This window comes from endosymbiont of Ridgeia piscesae, from assembly GCF_001443665.1.
Classification (GTDB): Bacteria; Pseudomonadota; Gammaproteobacteria; order Chromatiales; family Chromatiaceae; genus Endoriftia; species Endoriftia persephonae.
This window is the reverse complement of sequence record NZ_KQ557145.1, coordinates 1-17,276: the sequence shown is the minus strand read 5'-3', so window position 1 is coordinate 17,276 and position 17,276 is coordinate 1. Positions and strand designations below refer to the sequence as shown.

The 17,276-nt window shown below is 58.7% G+C and carries 17 protein-coding genes; 15 read left to right on the top strand and 2 right to left on the bottom strand.

Annotated features, from left to right (window positions below):
- Positions 1-6: 6 nt before the first annotated feature.
- Positions 7-2,721: an ATP-binding protein gene (locus Ga0074115_RS13310; RefSeq protein WP_087959781.1), complete on the bottom strand. Its 2,715-nt coding sequence runs from the start codon at positions 2,719-2,721 to the stop codon at positions 7-9.
- Between the two features lie 182 nt (positions 2,722-2,903).
- Here Ga0074115_RS13310 and cysM point away from each other — a divergent pair, with 182 nt between their 5' ends.
- From cysM to Ga0074115_RS13265, 9 genes are all read left to right on the top strand, one after another.
- Positions 2,904-3,797, top strand: coding sequence for a cysteine synthase CysM (cysM, locus tag Ga0074115_RS13305; protein WP_057955800.1), 894 nt, complete (start codon positions 2,904-2,906; stop codon positions 3,795-3,797).
- Positions 3,778-5,889 (top strand): translocation/assembly module TamB domain-containing protein, encoded by a 2,112-nt coding sequence (locus tag Ga0074115_RS13300; RefSeq protein ID WP_232433101.1) that lies wholly within the window; start codon positions 3,778-3,780, stop codon positions 5,887-5,889. Before cysM ends, Ga0074115_RS13300 begins: the two co-directional genes overlap by 20 nt.
- Positions 5,890-5,910: 21 nt before the next feature.
- Positions 5,911-6,510: a YdbL family probable chaperone protein gene (locus Ga0074115_RS13295; protein WP_232433100.1), complete on the top strand. Its 600-nt coding sequence runs from the start codon at positions 5,911-5,913 to the stop codon at positions 6,508-6,510.
- 136 nt (positions 6,511-6,646) lie between these two features.
- The gene (rlmD, locus tag Ga0074115_RS13290; RefSeq protein WP_060528608.1) at positions 6,647-7,981 is read left to right on the top strand and encodes a 23S rRNA (uracil(1939)-C(5))-methyltransferase RlmD; all 1,335 of its coding nucleotides are present in this window, start codon (positions 6,647-6,649) and stop codon (positions 7,979-7,981) included.
- Between the two features lie 3 nt (positions 7,982-7,984).
- Entirely contained in the window at positions 7,985-8,452 is a 468-nt protein-coding gene (locus Ga0074115_RS13285; protein WP_057955803.1) for a CYTH domain-containing protein, read from the top strand.
- Positions 8,453-8,461: 9 nt separating this feature from the next.
- Entirely contained in the window at positions 8,462-9,964 is a 1,503-nt protein-coding gene (locus Ga0074115_RS13280) for an ABC transporter substrate-binding protein (RefSeq protein ID WP_057955804.1), read from the top strand.
- Positions 9,961-10,467: a L,D-transpeptidase gene (locus tag Ga0074115_RS13275; RefSeq protein WP_057955805.1), complete on the top strand. Its 507-nt coding sequence runs from the start codon at positions 9,961-9,963 to the stop codon at positions 10,465-10,467. The genes Ga0074115_RS13280 and Ga0074115_RS13275 overlap by 4 nt, the downstream gene beginning before the upstream one ends.
- A complete protein-coding gene (gene nikB / locus Ga0074115_RS13270) occupies positions 10,460-11,383 on the top strand; it encodes a nickel ABC transporter permease (protein WP_082626787.1) in 924 nt (307 codons plus the stop codon). Before Ga0074115_RS13275 ends, nikB begins: the two co-directional genes overlap by 8 nt.
- Positions 11,383-12,180 (top strand): ABC transporter permease, encoded by a 798-nt coding sequence (locus Ga0074115_RS13265; protein WP_057955806.1) that lies wholly within the window; start codon positions 11,383-11,385, stop codon positions 12,178-12,180. Before nikB ends, Ga0074115_RS13265 begins: the two co-directional genes overlap by 1 nt.
- Here the strand turns inward: Ga0074115_RS13265 and Ga0074115_RS13260 are convergent.
- Positions 12,173-12,565 (bottom strand): flagellar basal body-associated FliL family protein, encoded by a 393-nt coding sequence (locus Ga0074115_RS13260; RefSeq protein ID WP_232433099.1) that lies wholly within the window; start codon positions 12,563-12,565, stop codon positions 12,173-12,175. The two genes, Ga0074115_RS13265 and Ga0074115_RS13260, sit on opposite strands and share 8 nt — an antisense overlap.
- A gap of 128 nt (positions 12,566-12,693) precedes the next feature.
- Here Ga0074115_RS13260 and nagZ point away from each other — a divergent pair, with 128 nt between their 5' ends.
- The 6 genes from nagZ to Ga0074115_RS13230 all read left to right on the top strand — a co-directional run bounded on the left by nagZ (position 12,694) and on the right by Ga0074115_RS13230 (position 17,219).
- The gene (gene nagZ / locus Ga0074115_RS13255) at positions 12,694-13,743 is read left to right on the top strand and encodes a beta-N-acetylhexosaminidase (protein ID WP_057955808.1); all 1,050 of its coding nucleotides are present in this window, start codon (positions 12,694-12,696) and stop codon (positions 13,741-13,743) included.
- A 16-nt stretch (positions 13,744-13,759) separates the two neighbouring features.
- Positions 13,760-14,317, top strand: a complete 558-nt coding sequence (locus Ga0074115_RS13250; protein ID WP_057955809.1) for a hypoxanthine-guanine phosphoribosyltransferase — start codon at positions 13,760-13,762, stop codon at positions 14,315-14,317.
- Positions 14,318-14,572: 255 nt separating this feature from the next.
- Entirely contained in the window at positions 14,573-15,016 is a 444-nt protein-coding gene (locus Ga0074115_RS13245) for a hemerythrin domain-containing protein (protein WP_232433102.1), read from the top strand.
- A gap of 213 nt (positions 15,017-15,229) precedes the next feature.
- Positions 15,230-15,835 carry a peroxiredoxin gene (locus Ga0074115_RS13240; RefSeq protein WP_057955811.1) on the top strand — a complete coding sequence of 202 codons (606 nt, stop codon included), beginning with the start codon at positions 15,230-15,232 and terminating at the stop codon, positions 15,833-15,835.
- 134 nt (positions 15,836-15,969) lie between these two features.
- Complete coding sequence (locus tag Ga0074115_RS13235) at positions 15,970-16,716, top strand: S-methyl-5'-thioinosine phosphorylase (RefSeq protein WP_057955812.1); 747 nt, start codon at positions 15,970-15,972, stop codon at positions 16,714-16,716.
- A gap of 32 nt (positions 16,717-16,748) precedes the next feature.
- Complete coding sequence (locus Ga0074115_RS13230; protein WP_232433098.1) at positions 16,749-17,219, top strand: tetratricopeptide repeat protein; 471 nt, start codon at positions 16,749-16,751, stop codon at positions 17,217-17,219.
- Positions 17,220-17,276: the final 57 nt, after the last annotated feature.

Sequence of the window (17,276 nt, the reverse complement as noted above, 5' to 3'; positions counted from 1 at the left end):
TCGAGCTCAGCTCTGCTGCGTCATGCGCAGGATCAGCGCATCCAGCTCACCAAGCAGCTCCGTGGTGCGGGTGGCCGAGTCGGCATCCGCCGCCAGTTCCAGCCTGGTCAGCAGCTGATCAAGGGCCACCGCTGCACAGTATCGTGCCGAGCCGCGGGTCTTGTGGGCGCTCTCTCGCAACCCCATCCAGTCCCGTGCAGCGACTTTTTGACTGAGTTCCTGCTGTGCCCCTGGTAGCTCTTTGAGCAGGGATGCATACATCTCCTGAGCCAGCTCCGGATTGCCTCCGGCGATGGAGAGGGCGCGTTCAGTGTCCCGCAGCGGACTCTCCTTTTGATCGTGCACCTCAGGCGGTTGGCTGACCAGTAACGGGCGTTCGGGCAGGGTATGGCTGGTGATCTGATCGATCAGCTCCCACAGACGTAGCTCTTCCAGCGGCTTCATCAGACAGGCATCCATCCCCGACTCAAGGGCGTGGTTGAAGTTCTGTGGCAACACGTCGGCAGTCAGACCGACGATTGGCAGATGGCTATCTTCCGACTCCTGCTGTCGCAAGCGGATCGTGGCCTCCACTCCGTCGATCTTCGGCATGTGGATATCCATCAGGATCAGATCAAAAGCGGCCTGGCAGGCGACGATCTCCAGCACCTCTTCGCCATCGTGGGCTAGCACCACCTCGGCACCGGTGCGCTTCAACAGCTCTTCGATCAAGTGGAGGTTGATCTCATTGTCGTCTGCCACAAGCGCCCGCAGGCCTGGGTAGCTGGGGGTGGCCATTGGTTCCGTCTCGACGGCCAGGCTCGGATAACCTGAGTGGATCGGGAGTTGCAGCAGTTTGCGAAAACTGCGCTGCAGCAGTTGGATTGGGGTTGGTTTTGACAGACACTCGTCGCTCCCAAGGGCGCGAATCTCATCCAATACCGCCTGGTCTGACGAACTGATCAGCGTGATCATCGGGATGTTGGCAATATTGCGTAGCCGCAACACCAGCGCCTTTGCACTCTCATCCAGTAAATCCCGACGGGAGAATCCGAGTAGAATCGCATCCAGTAGCAGGGGCTGGGCCTGGATCGCCGCCAGCAGTTCATCCGCGGTATAGAAACGCTCGACACTGGCGCCCAGTAGAGTCAGACGGTGCTGATTGGCGGTGCCCGCCAGTTTATGACTGTCGTAGCAGGCGATGCGTTTTCCCTGTAGCAGCTGAGGATAGCGGGTTGACTGGCCATCTGCCTCATAGGGCAGGCTTAGCTGCACCGTAAAAGTGGAGCCCTTGCCCTGCTCGCTCTGCATGGAGATGGAGCCGTTCATGACCTTCACCAGACGGTTGCAGATGGAGAGACCGAGGCCGGTACCTCCATAGATGCGTGAGGCGGACAACATACCCTGATTGAAGGGTTCGAAGAGCTGTGGTTGTAACTCGTCGGGAATGCCGATGCCGCTGTCCTGTACCGAGATCGCGAGGGTGCACTGTTGATCGTCTTCATCCTCCAGCATCACGCGCACAATGATCTCTCCGTGGGAGGTGAATTTGATCGCATTTCCCACCAGATTAATCAGGATCTGGCGGATCCGTGAGATGTCGCCAATCAGCAGATCGGGCACATCATTGTAGACCAGTATCACGATCTCAAGCCCCTTTTCATGGGCTCCTGGGGCGAGCAGCGCCACACAATCCTCGATATTCTCGCGCAGTCTGAAGTTGGCTACCTCCAGTGAAAACTGGCGGGTCTCGAGCCGGGAGAAGTCGAGGATGTCATTGATGATCTGCAGCAGACTCGAGGCCGAGCGGTGGATGGTATTGGTGTAGTCGAGCTGCAGCTCGTTGAGCCCTGAGTTCTTCAGCAGGTTTACAAATCCCAGGATGCCGTTCATCGGCGTGCGGATCTCATGGCTCATGTTGGCCAGGAACTCGGACTTTACCTGGTTCGCCTCCAGCGCCCGCTTGCGTGCCAGATCGAGCTCCACATTGCGCACCTCCAGCGCCTCCATGGTCTGCATCAGGTCTGAGGTGGCCTGCTCGACCTGCTGCTGTAGATCCTCCTGACTGGTCTTCAAGTGTGCGATCATCTGGTTGAAGACGACTTCAAGACGCCCCAACTCACCGGTTGAGCGTTCCACTACACTGCTGGAGAGGTCGCCCTTTTCGATCCGATTGACCACCTCCATCATTCCCTCAATGGGGCGGGTTACCCCCCTGCCCAGGACGATGGCGAGCAGGATGGCCGACAGCAGTCCAACCAGGCTCAGGCCAAAGCCATTGATCAGAAGATGGGCCTTTTTCAGGGTGGAGGGGCCTGGATCGAACAACAGCCGCACCTCACCGATATCTGTGTCGGCACTGGTTATCGGTGCGGTGAATCGGCTCGGATGCTGGGAGAAGAGAAAATTCTCGATGGTGTTGAAATGGCGAGCGGGCTCCAGCTCGCGAATCTTGATGCGTCCATTGCGATCGCCGATAATCACCCCAACCACTTCATGGTGCTGCAGGAATTGCTGTGCCAGTTGTTGCAGGCGATCCACATCCTGTTGTCTTAACGGCATGATGCTCAGCGCCGCAAGCTCTTGGGTCATCGACCCGGCCCGCTGCTTGAAATCCGCCTCGATCTCGTTGAAGCGGGTTTCAAGTAGATACCAGCCCAATAGCAGGGAGAGCATGACAACAGGGATGACCGCTAGAGCAAAGATCCGTCGGCGAATCCATGAAAATTTTTGGTTTATCAAGCCTCGAACGCCTCCACGCCCTAAACGGTTGTCAATCCACTCATCAAAATACTCGCATCTGACCCGCTTTGATTGTAACTTGAACGGCTAAATCTAGCGTCACTGGTTTCTGTCTCTGCTCCCTGAAAAGGGTGGAATTTCCAACCAGCTAACATTCTGACACGCAGCTATCTAATCCCGACATGCTCTACAAAACCATCGAAGATTTCATCGGCAACACTCCGCTGGTGCGGCTGCAGCGCCTTCCAGGCGACACCAGCAATACCCTGCTGGTCAAGCTGGAGGGCAATAACCCTGCCGGATCGGTCAAAGATCGGCCGGCCCTGAGCATGATCCGCCAAGCCGAGGCACGAGGCCAGATCAAGCCCGGCGACACCCTGATCGAGGCCACCAGCGGTAACACCGGCATCGCACTGGCGATGGCGGCGGCAATCAGCGGTTACCGCATGATCCTAGTGATGCCGGAGAACATGAGCATGGAGCGCCGCGCGGTGATGAAGGCCTATGGCGCGGAACTGGTGTTGACCCCCAAAGAGGGCAGCATGGAGGCGGCCATCGACAAGGCGCGGGAGCTGGAGGGAGAGGGGGTGGGCCTGATTCTCGACCAGTTCTCCAATGTCGACAACCCGGCATCCCACAGCGCCGGCACCGGCCCGGAAATCTGGCGCGACACCGGCGGCGAGATCACCCACTTTGTCAGCGCCATGGGCACCACTGGCACCATCATGGGCGCCTCCCGCTATCTCAAGTCACAGAACCCGGCGATCGAGATCGTCGGCGTACAGCCCCAGGAGGGGGCGAGCATCCCCGGTATTCGCCGCTGGCCTGAGGCCTATCTGCCGAAGATCTACGATGCCAGCCGGGTCGACCGGATCATCGACGTCTCCCAGGAGGCGGCCGAGCAGACCACCCGCGAGCTGGCGGCGCGAGAGGGGATCTTCTGCGGCATCTCCTCTGGTGGTGCAGTGGCGGCGGCGCTGGAGCTGTCGAAGCAGGTGAGCGACGCGGTTATCGTCACGATCATCTGCGATCGTGGTGACCGCTACCTCTCCACCAATGTCTTTCCTGCGGAGTAGGCAGAGCCTGCTCCTGGCCGCCCTGTTGGGCGGTTTACTGTTTGCACTTCTGTTTCACTCGATCTTTGCCAGCGGCCGATTGACGCTGCTGCTCGGCAGTATCACAGCTCCCGGCTGGAGCGCCGAAGGGATCAACCTGCAACTGCTCCAACCAGCGCCCGGCCGGGAAAACTTCCTGATCAGCATTGCCAAGCTCCACCTGCCTGGCCTCGCGCAGCCACTGCAGCAGTTGAGTTTTGAATGCAGCAACGGACGCCTGCAGGGGCGACAGTTGGAGTGTCCCTCGGTTCGCATCGGCTTCGATCATCCCCTGCTGGGTCGGCAGCAGAGCGCTGGCAGTCTGCTGATGGATCTGCAGCAGCCGCATCTTCAGGCAAGGCTGAACCAGCTCCGGCTGGCAGACGGCACTGCCCGAATTGAGCTGCGACTCGATGCACAGGGTTGGCAGGCGACGGTCGACGCCAAGGCGCTGCAGCTACAGCAGCTGACCAAACTCGCCGCCGCTGCAGGCATCCCAGTCGATCTGGCCGAATGGTCACTGCAGAGCCAGATCGATGCACAGCTCGAACTCAATGGAAGCCAGCAAAAACTCACCCAGATCAGCGGCTCCATCGGATTGAGAGAGACCAGCTTCAGTGACGCGGATGGAACCTATCTTGCGGAAGGGTTGCAGGGAAGCATTGCGGGGCAGATTGGTGCTGCTGCGGCTGGCTGGCAGGGGAGTCTGGCGCTGCAGCTCGATGGGGGAGAGGCCCTAACGCCATTTTTCTATACGAATCTGGCAGACCACCCCCTCCATCTCAGTGGCGATTTTCGACTAGATGAGGCGGGGCATCAGCTCGAACTCATCTCTTTGCACCATCGACAGGGGCAACTGATCGATCTCTCCCTGGATGGCCGCTTCAGCCTGGGTGAGCACGCCAAGGTCGAGCAACTGGCTCTGCAGCTGGAGCCAGTGGCGCTTGGCGATCTGCATCGCGAGTTGTTGCAGCCGGTGCTGCTCGGCACCCCCTGGGAGCGACTCACCCTGCAGGGTTCGCTCAGCGGCAGCCTGCAGCTGCATCCAGGACACTCCCGCCTGGATGCGATACTCGAAGGAGGGCAGTGGGACGACCAGGCTGACGGCATCAATCAGCGTCGGTTGGGTCTGCAGGGGGTTGATGGCCATCTGCACTGGAGCCAGAGCGGGCCTGCCGCCGCCTCCTGGCTGCGCTGGCAGGGTGGCCACCTACTGGAGCGGATTCCCATCGGTCCGGGCCGGCTCGATTTCACTCTCACCGGACAACGTTTTCAGCTCAAGCAGCCGAGCCAGATCCCAGTATTGGATGGCGCGCTGCAGCTGGAGCAACTGATCCTGCAGGTGGATGGCGATGAGCCGCAGCTGCAGTTTGACGGCTTTCTCACTCCGATATCAATGGCCAGTCTGAGCCAGGCGCTGGAGTGGCCACCGCTGTCGGGTAAGCTCTCCGGCATGATCCCGGGGATGAACTACGCGAACGGCAGCCTGAGCATCGATGGCGCACTGCTGGTCAAGGTGTTCGATGGCGATATCCTGATCCGAGACCTGCAGCTGCAGGATCTGTTGGGTGTCTATCCCAGGTTGCAGGCCGATATCGAGATGCAGGGGCTCGACCTAGAGACCCTCACCAGAACCTTCTCCTTTGGCCGCATCACCGGCCGGCTCGATGGTTACATGCGTGAACTGCAGATGGAGGCATGGAGGCCGGTCAGCTTCGACGCCTTTTTCCACACACCCGAAGATGACGACTCGCGCCGCCGGATCAGCCAGCAGGCAGTGGATAACATCTCCAACCTCGGCGGCAGCGGCATCTCCGGTTCTCTGGCACGCTCCTTCCTGCGTTTTTTCGAGGAGTTTGGCTACAGTCGTCTGGGTATCGGCTGTCGGCTGCAGGCGGGCGTCTGTCAGATGAGTGGTGTCGGTGAGGCGGATCGGGGCTACTATCTGGTGGAGGGCGGTGGCATCCCCCGCATCGATGTGATCGGCTACAATCGCACTGCCAATTGGGATAACCTGCTCGAACGGCTAAAAGGGATCACCCAGTCAGGTGGTGCTGCGCCGGTGATCCAGTAGTAAATGAAGATGGAGTCGATGATGAAGAGTTTAAGATTGGCAGCGTTTGCGTTCGGTGTACTGTTCCTGGCGGCCTGTGTCACCATCAATATCTACTTTCCGGCCGCTGAGGCACAGCAGGCAGCGGAGGAGATCGTCAAAGATATCCTCGGCAAGGAGAAGGTGGATAAACCTGGCAAAGACGACCAGTCGATGCAGCTCCCCGGCCACCATCAGTTTATTGTGATTAACCCGCTGGAGTGGCTGGTCCCCAGCGCCCAGGCGGCCACGCCTGATTTCAATATCAACACCCCCACAGTGCGTAAGCTGCAGGCGGCGATGAAGCAGCGCCATGGCGCTTTGGTCGCCTTCTATAAGAACGGTGCCATCGGCTTCACCAACAAGGCGCTGGTGGGTGTGCGGCAGCAGTCGGCAGTGCCATTGAAACAGCGCAGCCATCTGAAAAAACTGGTGGCCGCCGAGAACCGCGAGCGCAACCAGCTCTATCAGGAGATTGCCAAGGCCAACGGCCATCCGGAGTGGGAGACCGATGTGCGTAACATCTTTGCTCGCACCTGGATCAAAGAGGCCGCTGCCGGCTGGTGGTATCAGGATGCCGGCGGCAATTGGAAACAGAAGTAGGGGTGTTGCTCGCAGCGCGAATGGCCCAATGCCCTCGATTCGCGCTACAAGCAGCGCTCCTACGGGTTTGGTGCTTTTGTGCCACCCCTCGACTCGGCGTAGAATCGAGCGCTTTTCAGTCGAGAAGGTAAATACTATGGGGCGATCGCGCCGCAGAAAGAAACTGCCTGCCGAGCCGGTAGAGGCAAACATCGAATCTATGAGCCACGACGGCAAGGGCGTGGTCCACATCGAGGGTAAGGCCACCTTTCTGGTGGGCGGACTGCCCGGCGAGCGGGTGCGCTTTCTCTATACTCAACAGCGCCGCAAATATGACGAAGGTCGGGTGGTCGAGGTGTTGCAGGCCTCCCCGGAGCGGGTCGAGCCTCGCTGCGCTCAGTTCGGTATCTGTGGCGGCTGCAGTCTGCAGCATCAGGCGCCGGCGGCGCAGATCCAGACCAAACAGCAGGCATTGCTTGATGCCCTCGAGCATCTCGGCAAGGTGGAGCCTGAAACGGTACTGGAGCCGTTGCTCAATGAGACTCCCTGGGGCTACCGACGCAAGGCGCGTCTCGGCGTGCGCGATGTACCGAAGAAGGGCAAGGTGCTGGTCGGTTTCCGCAAGCGCGGCTCCTCGTTTGTCGCCGACATTGAACAGTGCCACATCCTCCATCCCCGGGTCGGGCAGCTGCTGCCGCAGTTGAGCCAGTTGATCGAGAGCCTCAGCGTCAAGCGGCAGGTCCCGCAGATCGAGATGGCGATGGGGGATGAGACCCTGGTGCTGATCTTCCGCATCCTCGAGTCGCTGAACGAGGCCGACCGGCAGGCCTTGGCGCAGTTCGGCGCTGAGCACCAGATTGAAATCTATATCCAGGAGGGAGGACTCGACACCATCCAGCCACTCTCTGGCATTCCCGCCGATCTCAACTATCGGCTGCCCGACTTCGATCTCAGCCTCGACTTCCTGCCCATCGACTTCACTCAGGTCAACACCGGCATCAACCGGCAGATGGTGTCGCGGGTGGTGGAGATGCTCGACCCCGGTGCCAATGAGCGGGTGCTCGATCTCTTCTGCGGGCTGGGCAACTTCACCCTGCCGCTGGCGCGCCGTGCCGGTGAGGTGGTCGGCGTGGAGGGAGATGCCGGTCTGGTGGCGCGAGGCCGCGCCAATGCCGAGCGCAACGGCATCGACAACGTCGACTACTTCACTGCCAACCTCTACGAGCCGCTGGAGCAGGAACCCTGGCTGCTGCAGCGCTTTGACAAGGCGCTGCTCGATCCACCCCGCAGCGGCGCCCAGGAGGTGCTGGAGCATTTGCCAAGGCTGGGGGTGGAGCGGATCGTCTACGTCTCCTGCTATCCAGGCACTCTGGCGCGGGATGCGGGTATCCTCTGCCATCAGCATGGCTATCGGCTGATTTCCGCGGGGGTCATGGATATGTTCCCCCACACCGCCCATGTGGAGTCGATCGCACTCTTCGAAAAAGGATGACAGATGGGATTAGAAATAGAACGTAAGTTTTTGGTTAAAAATGATAAATGGAAGTCAGACGTGGTCTCAGAGCAGGCCATCAAGCAGGGGTATATCGCCAATCTGCCGAACGCTAGCGTGCGCGTCAGGTTAAAGGGAGAGAAGGCGCTGCTAACCCTCAAGGGAGCCGCCAAGGGCATCAGCCGCAGCGAGTTCGAGTATTCAATCCCACGCTCGGAGGGGGAGGCGATGCTGGTGGAGCTGGTGGATGGCCCGGTCATCGACAAGATCCGCTACCGGGTGCGCTGCGGTGCGCATATCTGGGATCTGGATCTGTTCCACGGCGACAACGCCGGTCTGGTGATGGCGGAGATCGAGTTGCAGCAGGAGAATGAGAGCTTCCAGATGCCGGAGTGGGCCGGGGAGGAGGTCTCGGATGATCCGCGCTACTACAACGCCAGTCTGGTGAAACACCCCTACAAAAGTTGGTGAGCGCAGGGCGTGTTTGCTCGCCTACTGCTCTCGCTTGGGCTGATTCTGTCGCTGAGTGGCTGTGATCAGCCAGCGGAGCCCGACCGTATCCGCTTTGGCATCGCCTCGGCCCCGCTCAATCTCGATCCCCGTTTTGCCACCGACGCCACCTCGGAGCGCATCAACCGGCTGCTTTATCAACGGCTGATCGATTTTGATGCGCGGGGCATGCCGGTGCCCGGCATCGCCAGCTGGCAGCAGTTAAGCCCACACCACTATCGTTTCACCCTGCTGTCGCCACGTCCCCGCTTCAGCGATGGGGCTACCCTGAGTGCTGCGGATGTGGCCGCCACCTACCGTTTTGTGCTCGATCTAGAAAACGGTTCACCGCATCGCTCCGCACTTGCGCTGATCGAACAGATTGCGGTAGTGGATCAGGAGACGATCGATTTTCATCTCGCGCGGGCCGATGCGCTGTTTCCCGCCTACCTGGTGCTAGGCATCCTGCCGAAGCGGCTGATCCAATCTGCTCACGACTTCCACCAACAGCCGCTGGGTAGCGGTCCATTTCGGTTTCTCGCCCACCCGGGGCCGGGGCAGTTGCTGCTGGAGCGGCGCAGTGACGGCCAGCGGATCGAGCTGGTTGAGGTGAAGAACCCCACGGTGCGGCTGTTAAAGCTGCTGCGCGGCGAGATCGACCTGTTGCAGAACGATCTCTCTCCGGAATTGCTGGGCCTGTTGCGGGAGGAACGCGAGGTTCAGGTCGATGCTCGTCCAGGCAGCAATTTCAGCTACATCGGCCTGAATCTGGCCGATCCGCTGACCGGCAATCCGCTGATCCGCCAGGCGCTTGCCCACGGCATCGACCGGGCTGCGATTATCCAACATCTATTCCGTGGCGATGCGCGACCAGCAGAGGCGATTTTTCCTCCGGAACACTGGGCCGGGGCTGCTGAGCTGCCGCCCTATGTCTACGATCCGGAGCGTGCCCGCGCACTGCTCCGGGAAGCGGGCTTCGGGCCGGATCGACCGCTCAGGCTCAGCTACAAAACATCCAGCGATCCGTTTCGGCTCAGGCTGGCGGTGATCCTGCAAAGCCAGTTACGGCACATTGGGGTGGAGATCGAGATCCACAGTTACGACTGGGGCACCTTCTTTGGCGACATCAAGGCGGGACGATTTCAGCTCTACTCGCTCAGCTGGGTTGGCGTGCGCACGCCGGATATCTTCCGCTACATCTTCGCCAGCGACTCGCTGCCGCCGGGCGGCGCCAACCGGGGCCGCTACGCCAGTCCGGAGGTCGATCGGCTGATCGACCAGGCGGAAGGCACTGAAAACCTGCAGCAGCGGGCGCTGCGCTATAGGCAGATCGAACAGATCCTGCATCGGGATCTGCCCTATATCCCACTTTGGTATGAGCATCAGTACAGCGCCAGCGCTGAGCGGCTGGAAGGCTATCGGCTGATGGCCGACGGCAACTATGATGGGTTACAGAATGTTGTGTTGAACCTGGAACAGAGGGAGCGGCAGTGACCGACAGGCGAATCCTGATCGATATTGCACAGCAGTCGTTGAGGTTGCTGGAGGGGGAGAGCTTGCTGCAGCGCTATCCGGTCTCCACCGCCTTGAATGGTGTCGGCGAGTTCAACGGCAGCGGTTGCACCCCCCGTGGGCATCACCATATTCGGATCAGGATCGGGGCAGGCTGCCCGGCCGACACGGTGTTTGTGGGGCGGCGGCCCACCGGGGAGCGATACACCCCGGCGCTGGCCGAGGCCTTCCCTGAACGGGACTGGATCCTGGGGCGGATCCTCTGGCTGACCGGGGATGAGCCGGGGCGCAACCGGGGTGGGCAGGTCGACAGCCTGCGCCGCTTCATCTATATCCACGGCGCTCCAGATTCTGAGCCGATGGGGGCGCCCCGCTCGCATGGCTGCATCCGCATGCGCTGCGCGGATCTGCTGGAACTCTTTGAGCAGGTCAGGGCAGGGACACCGGTGGAGATCCTCGAATCAAACGAGGTGAGCGGTGGCTGAGCGCCTACTCTCCCGGCTGCTGAGTATGCTGCTGGTGATGTTCGGCGTGGTCAGCCTGGTGTTTCTGCTGATCCATCTGGTGCCGGGCGATCCGGTAGATGTGATGTTGGGGGAGTCAGCCTTGCCGGCCGACCGGGAGGCGCTGCGTCAATCCCTAGGGCTGGACCACCCCCTCTCGCAGCAGTGGTTCGACTATCTCGCCTCTCTGACACAATTTGATTTGGGGCAATCGTTCCACTCCAAACAGCCGGTCACTCAGCTGCTCGCCCAACGTATTCCGGCGACCCTGCAGCTGGCCGTGGTGGCGCTGCTCTGTGCGCTGCTGATTGCTCTGCCGCTGGGGATGATGGCGGCAGTCCGGCGAGGCACGGGCTGGGATTGGGGGGCGATGGGGATGTCGATGCTGGGAGTCTCGATCCCCAACTTCTGGCTCGGACCGATGCTGATCCTGCTGTTTTCGCTCTGGCTCGGCTGGACCCCGGTGAGCGGCCGCAACGGCCTGACCAGTGTCATTCTGCCGGCGATCACTCTCGGCAGCGCCTTTGCTGCGGTGCTGGCGCGGATGGTCAGGAGCACCCTGCTGGAGGTGTTGGGTGAGGACTACATCCGCACTGCCCGGGCCAAGGGGGTGGGGGAGGGGCGGCTGGTCGGCCTGCATGCGCTGTGCAATGCCAGCCTGCCACTGCTGACGATTATCGGCCTGCAACTGGGGGCGCTGCTGGGCGGGGCAGTGGTGACTGAGGTGGTGTTCGACTGGCCGGGGGTGGGCTCGCTGATGATCGATGCCATCCAGAAGCGGGACTATCCAGTGCTGCAGGGGTGTGTGCTTTTCATCAGCCTTGCCTATCTGCTGGTGAACAACCTGACCGATCTGCTCTATCAGCTGGTCGACCCGCGCATCCGAGCCACCGATTGATGCGGTCTGGCTCGACCTTTCCGTTGCTGGTGCTGCTGACCTGGGTGTTTGCTGCCTTGGGCGCGCCTCTGTTCAGCCTGACGCCTAACGAGGTCGGATTACAGAGAATCCTTGAGCCGCCGGGGGCTGTGGCCTGGTTCGGTTTCGATGATCTGGGCCGACCACTGTTCGACCGCCTGATCGCCGGAGCGCAATCGTCACTGCTGGTGGCCGCCGCCGTGGTCACCAGCTCGGCGCTCATCGGCATCCTGATTGGTCTGTTGGCGGGCTACCTCGGCGGCTGGATCGATCTGCTGCTGGTGCGTCTGATCGATGTATTTCTCGCCTTTCCCGGCATCCTGCTGGCGATCGCGCTGGCAGCGGTGATGGGGCCGGGATTGGATAATCTGATCATTGCTCTTGCTGCGGTGGGATGGGTGGGCTACGCCCGGCTAGCCCGTGCCCAGGCCCTGTCACTGCGCCAGCGGGAGTATGTAACAGCGGCGATCGCGCTGGGCAGTCGCACCCCACACATCCTGCTACACCATCTTCTACCGCTGATGAGCGCACCGCTGATCATTGAGGCGACCTTCGGTGTGGCTGGGGTGGTGGTGGCGGAAGCGGGGCTCTCATTTCTCGGCCTGGGGGTGCAGCCGCCGGATGCCTCCTGGGGCAATATGATTAGGGATGGCGCGGGCTATATGCTGGTGGCGCCGCATATGGTGTTGGCGCCGGGGCTGGCGATGTCGCTGGTGGCGCTCAGCCTCAACCTGCTGGGCGACCAGCTGAGGGATCGTTTAGACAGTCGCGCTATTTGACATAGTAAGTAGTGAAGTAGAGGGCCTGCACGCTGTCGCTGCCAGCTATCTTCTTCATCACTCGGCTGACTGATTCGAGCGCCTGTTTGCGCAGTTGTTCTTTGCCTTGTGAGGTCTTGATCACCTTGCCGTCTTGCTCGCTCAGCAGCAGAAGCAGCTCATGGCGGATTGCCGGGCCGTGCAACTTCATCTGTTCCAGAAAATCTTCATCTTTCGTCATCAACTGCACATCACAGCGGATATATTTTCCCCCTTTAGCCAGGTTGGCGACCAGTGAGGGGCTGATTTCGTAGTAGAGGACCGAGCCTGAAGAACCATCCTCTCCTGCCTTGAGCGAAGTGGCGAAGAGTCCAGCTGAGAACAGGATCAAGCAGGCGATTTGCATCAAGAGGTGTTTTCTGAACATTTTCCAACCTGTCAGGTTCTAGTTTGTAGGGTGTGATGAAACGTTTTCCCTGTCTTCCCCTTTGCGGCATACTGACGTGAAAGTTAAAAGAAAAAGCCAAACTAAATATGACACTTGGTCCGGTAATGCTCGATGTCGAGGGCACGCAACTCTCGGCGGAAGATCGCGAATTGTTGAACCATCCGGCCTGCGGCGGCGTGATCCTGTTCAGCCGAAATTTTCAGAATCCAGAGCAGGTCCGACAGCTGACGGCGGAGATCCATGCGCTGCGTGAGCCCCATCTGCTGATCGCAGTGGACCACGAAGGCGGGCGAGTACAGCGTTTTCGGGAGGGCTTCAGCTCTCTGCCTGCGGCGGCCTGGTATGGTGAGAACTACCGCGAGAAGTCGCAACTCGGTCTCTCTTTGGCAGAGCAGGGGGGCTGGCTGATGGCCGCTGAACTTCGGTCTGTGGGTGTCGATTTCAGCTTTGCCCCGGTGCTTGATCTGGATATGGGGGTGAGCGAGGTGATTGGGGATCGCGCATTCTCGTCTAGTCCGGAAGTGGTCGCCGATCTGGCTCGGGCCTGGATGAGGGGCGTTCATCGGGCCGGCATGGCCGCCGTGGGTAAGCATTTTCCCGGACATGGGGCGGTCAGGGCCGACTCCCATCATGCGCTGCCGGTGGATCAGCGCCGGCTGGAAGACATCGAGATCGATGATCTGCGTCCATTTGAGCGGATGATCCACGCAGGTCTTGAAGCGATCATGCCAGCGCATGTGGTCTACCCAAAGGTAGACCGGAATCTGGCCGGCTTCTCCCCCTTCTGGTTGCAACAGATCTTGCGCAAACGGCTCGGTTTTCAGGGGGTTATCTTCAGCGATGACCTGAGCATGGCGGCAGCTGAAGAGGCCGGCTCATTTGGTGAACGGGCGCTGGCCGCCCGCGCCGCAGGATGCGATATGGTGCTGGTCTGTAACAATCGGCAGGCAGCAGCTCAAGTGTTGGAACAGTTGCGGGAGGATGTGGATCCGGTGTCCCATCTGCGGCTGGTGCGGATGCATGGTCGCGGCGACATGACCTCTGAGTCTCTGCATCTGGATCCTGAGTGGAAAAAGGCGGTCAACCGGCTCGTTCAGGCTGAAGACGGTGCAAGTCTTGATCTGAATTTCAATTGATAGTGGAGTAACAGAGGTGGCAAAAATCTCCCAGGAAGAGGCGGCTGAGGTTCTGGCAACCGCTGATCTTCTCTATTCCCCGGATGAGGTGGAGCGGACCCTCGATCGCATGGCGATGGAGATCACTGGACGGCTAGGGGGGCACGACCCGATCATTCTCTGCGTTTTGAACGGGGCGCTCATTCCCTCCGGACACTTGCTTACCCGGTTGGGGTTTCCGTTACGCCAGGACTATATTCATGCGACCCGCTACAGGGGGGAGACCAGCGGCGGTGCGGAGTTGAAGTGGATCGGTCATCCCTCGACCGCATTGGAAGGTGAGACGATTCTCGTCATCGATGACATCCTGGACGAAGGTATCACTCTGAAGGCGATTGTCGAGGCCTGCCAGAATGCGGGGGCAAAAGAGGTGCTCAGTGCCGTGCTGGTGGAGAAACGTCACGACCGAAGCAACGGCTTCAAGGCTGATTTTGTCGGACTTGAGATAGAGGATCGTTATGTTTTTGGCTATGGAATGGACTACAAAGATTATCTGCGTAACGCGCATGGCATCTATGCAGTCAAAGATGACTAAATAATCTTGCAGACTATCGAGGGAAATCCCTTAACAACGCATCTTTCCGGCTAGGGGTTTCCCTTCAAGAATTCCAAAAAACTCTAATAAAATTAAATACCTATTGCCATTTCTGTGATTTTGTTTCACTATCTCTCCATCGGGTAGAAACCGGCAGAGACCGATAGCTCCCCAAACACAACGATTCCCGGGTATGCCGTTGCTTTTTTTAGGGGGCATCCGGGCTACGACCAGATGGAGGATGTAGAAGTGAATATGATCGATTCGATTGAAGGACGCCATGCCGAGATGCTGCAGATTATCTCTGACCTCAGGGCTATGATGACCATGGAGCAGCTGAAGATCCTGCCCACGGCAAAGACTGCCCATCAGCTGATATGTGAACTGTCGGACAAGATGAAGGCGCACATTGCCGATCAGGACGCGGGAATCTATCCTGATCTGCTGGTTCACGAGGATGCGAAGCTGAAGTCAATGGCCTGGGGCTTTATCAACGGCCAGAAACCGATGCGAAGCCAGTTCGATGCGTATCATCAAAAGTGGTTGAAAGAGTGCGGCTTCAACTTTACTGAGGAGTTCCTTAGCGATACGCATGAACTCTTTAAAATGATCGAGGGGCGGATCGAACGCGAGACGAAGGTACTGGTGCCGACGCTTAGATTAGCCGGCATGTACGAGCAGTCGGTCGCCGCACATTAGGGAGCGACAGATGTCGTTGGGAAGGGGGCTGACGGCCCCTTTTCTGTGGGCTATAATAGAAAACTATTGGTATATAGGAATATTTAATGATAATTTAGAATCCTTCTATTCTAATTCCCGACAAAAACACTTATGATTTCCGCTCGAGTTTAGAGGCCGGTCATCGTTTCGATGGTTGGTCAGATTCCAGTCAACCCATGAGGAGGAACAACCGTGGGCGTACTTGTTGGCCGTGAGGCACCTGATTTTACCGCACCCGCTGTGCTGGGCGACGGAACCATCGTCGACACCTTTAACTTCAAAGAAACTACTGATGGCAAATACTCCGTCATCTTCTTTTATCCGCTGGATTTCACCTTTGTTTGCCCTTCTGAGCTGATTGCGTTTGATCATCGCCTCGATGAGTTCAAAAAGCGCGGTGTTGAAGTCATCGGTGTCTCTGTCGACTCCCACTTCACGCACAATGCATGGCGCAATACCCCGGTCAATGAAGGCGGTATTGGTGCTGTGGGTTACCCGCTGATTGCCGACCTCGATCACGCCATCTGTAAGTCCTTCGATGTGGAAACTCCGAATGGTCGCGTTGCCTTCCGCGGTTCCTTTTTGATCGACAAGAGTGGCGTGGTTCGTCATCAGGTCATCAACGATCTGCCCCTGGGCCGTAACATTGACGAGATGCTGCGGATGATCGATGCGCTGCAGTTTACTGAAGAGCACGGTGAAGTCTGCCCCGCGGGCTGGAAAGACGGCGATGCAGGTATGAAAGGCACCCCCGATGGCGTGGCAGAATATCTGGACGCGCATGCTGATGAACTCTGATTGAGACGTCATTAGCGCTTCATGAAGCCGGCTGGATATCCAGCCGGCTTTTTTGCGTTTACACAGGCGAGTATGTTTGCCTGGCGGCTCGGGTTACAATCCGAGGTTCTTGATGGCCGCTGGACAGAAAAATAATGGCAAAACTGGCAATAATCGGGGGGACTGGGCTCAACAAGATGTCGGATTTTCATGTCATCCGAAGAGAGGTTGTCCATACGCCTTTTGGTGAACCCTCTGCGGCACTGACTCATGGCGTGTTAACTGATAACGAGGTCGTCTTTTTACCCCGGCATGGCCCCGCTCACAACATTCCCCCCCATAAAGTCAACTATCGGGCAAACCTCTGGGCCTTGAAACACATTGGCGTCGACAGGGTGATTGGTGTCGCCGCTGTTGGTGGTATTAGCGCTGAAATGTCGCCAGGACGGGTGATTATTCCAGACCAGATTATCGATTACACTTACGGGCGAGAGCATACGCTGTTTGAGTATGACCTGAATCAGGTCACTCATATCGACTTTACTCAACCCTACTGCGAGCAGCTGCGCAAACGACTCATTGTTGCGGGCATCACGACCGGACAAAATGTTGCAGATACCGGCACCTATGGAGTTACCCAAGGTCCCAGACTGGAGACAGCAAAAGAGATCTCCCGCATGGAGAGAGATGGCTGTGATCTGGTGGGGATGACCGGGATGCCGGAGACCTCCTTGGCCCGTGAACTCGATCTGTGCTACGCAAGTTGCGCAGTTGTCGCCAACTGGGCGGCAGGCAAGGGTGATCAGCCGATCAGCATGGAAGAGATCGAGAAAAACCTGCTGGTGGGTATGCGCAATGTCAGGGCGCTCCTGGAAAATCTGCTTCAAACCTCTCAAACCTGATCTTTTCAAGGTACGCGAGATTGGATAGCGAAATGACAGCTGACCGCACAAGCAGCCCCCGCTTTTTTACCAGCCTGATCTGGGCACTTCTCTTTTTGCCCATATCCAGTCCGATTTTTGCTGCCTCAGAGACAGTGGAGGAGGGGCTTGATGCTCTACGTCAAGGCAATTTTGCCGAGGCGTTCTGCATTTGGCGACCATTGGCAAATGCAGGCGATGCTGAGGCTGCCTATAATCTGGGCTGGCTCTATGCTAACGGTAATGGCCTCCGGGTTGATGTGGAGAAAGCTATAGGTTGGTGGGAAGCTGCGGCCATGCAAGGCCATCTTGAGGCCCAGTTTACCCTTGGACTCACCTATACAACCGGCGAGGGCATCAAAAAAGATGCCGAAGCCGCATTGCGCTGGTTTCTGAAAGCAGCACGTGGCGGACAAACCGATGCTCAGGAGATCATCAGAGAGTTTGTATTAATCGTTCCGAAAGTATTGGCAGTCTATTTTTGAACTTGCCAAAATATACTTTGTATCTGACATGCGGAAGAAACTCTTAATCAGCGAAGT

Coding starts and splice junctions, on each gene's coding strand:
- Ga0074115_RS13295 (WP_232433100.1), top strand. CDS start 5,911: ATGAAGAGTTTAAGATTGGCAGCGTTTGCGTTCGGTGTACTGTTCCTG.
- nagZ (WP_057955808.1), top strand. CDS start 12,694: ATGACACTTGGTCCGGTAATGCTCGATGTCGAGGGCACGCAACTCTCG.
- Ga0074115_RS13265 (WP_057955806.1), top strand. CDS start 11,383: ATGCGGTCTGGCTCGACCTTTCCGTTGCTGGTGCTGCTGACCTGGGTG.
- Ga0074115_RS13235 (WP_057955812.1), top strand. CDS start 15,970: ATGGCAAAACTGGCAATAATCGGGGGGACTGGGCTCAACAAGATGTCG.
- cysM (WP_057955800.1), top strand. CDS start 2,904: ATGCTCTACAAAACCATCGAAGATTTCATCGGCAACACTCCGCTGGTG.
- Ga0074115_RS13260 (WP_232433099.1), bottom strand. CDS start 12,565: ATGCAAATCGCCTGCTTGATCCTGTTCTCAGCTGGACTCTTCGCCACT.
- rlmD (WP_060528608.1), top strand. CDS start 6,647: ATGGGGCGATCGCGCCGCAGAAAGAAACTGCCTGCCGAGCCGGTAGAG.
- Ga0074115_RS13300 (WP_232433101.1), top strand. CDS start 3,778: ATGTCTTTCCTGCGGAGTAGGCAGAGCCTGCTCCTGGCCGCCCTGTTG.
- Ga0074115_RS13245 (WP_232433102.1), top strand. CDS start 14,573: ATGATCGATTCGATTGAAGGACGCCATGCCGAGATGCTGCAGATTATC.
- Ga0074115_RS13230 (WP_232433098.1), top strand. CDS start 16,749: ATGACAGCTGACCGCACAAGCAGCCCCCGCTTTTTTACCAGCCTGATC.
- Ga0074115_RS13285 (WP_057955803.1), top strand. CDS start 7,985: ATGGGATTAGAAATAGAACGTAAGTTTTTGGTTAAAAATGATAAATGG.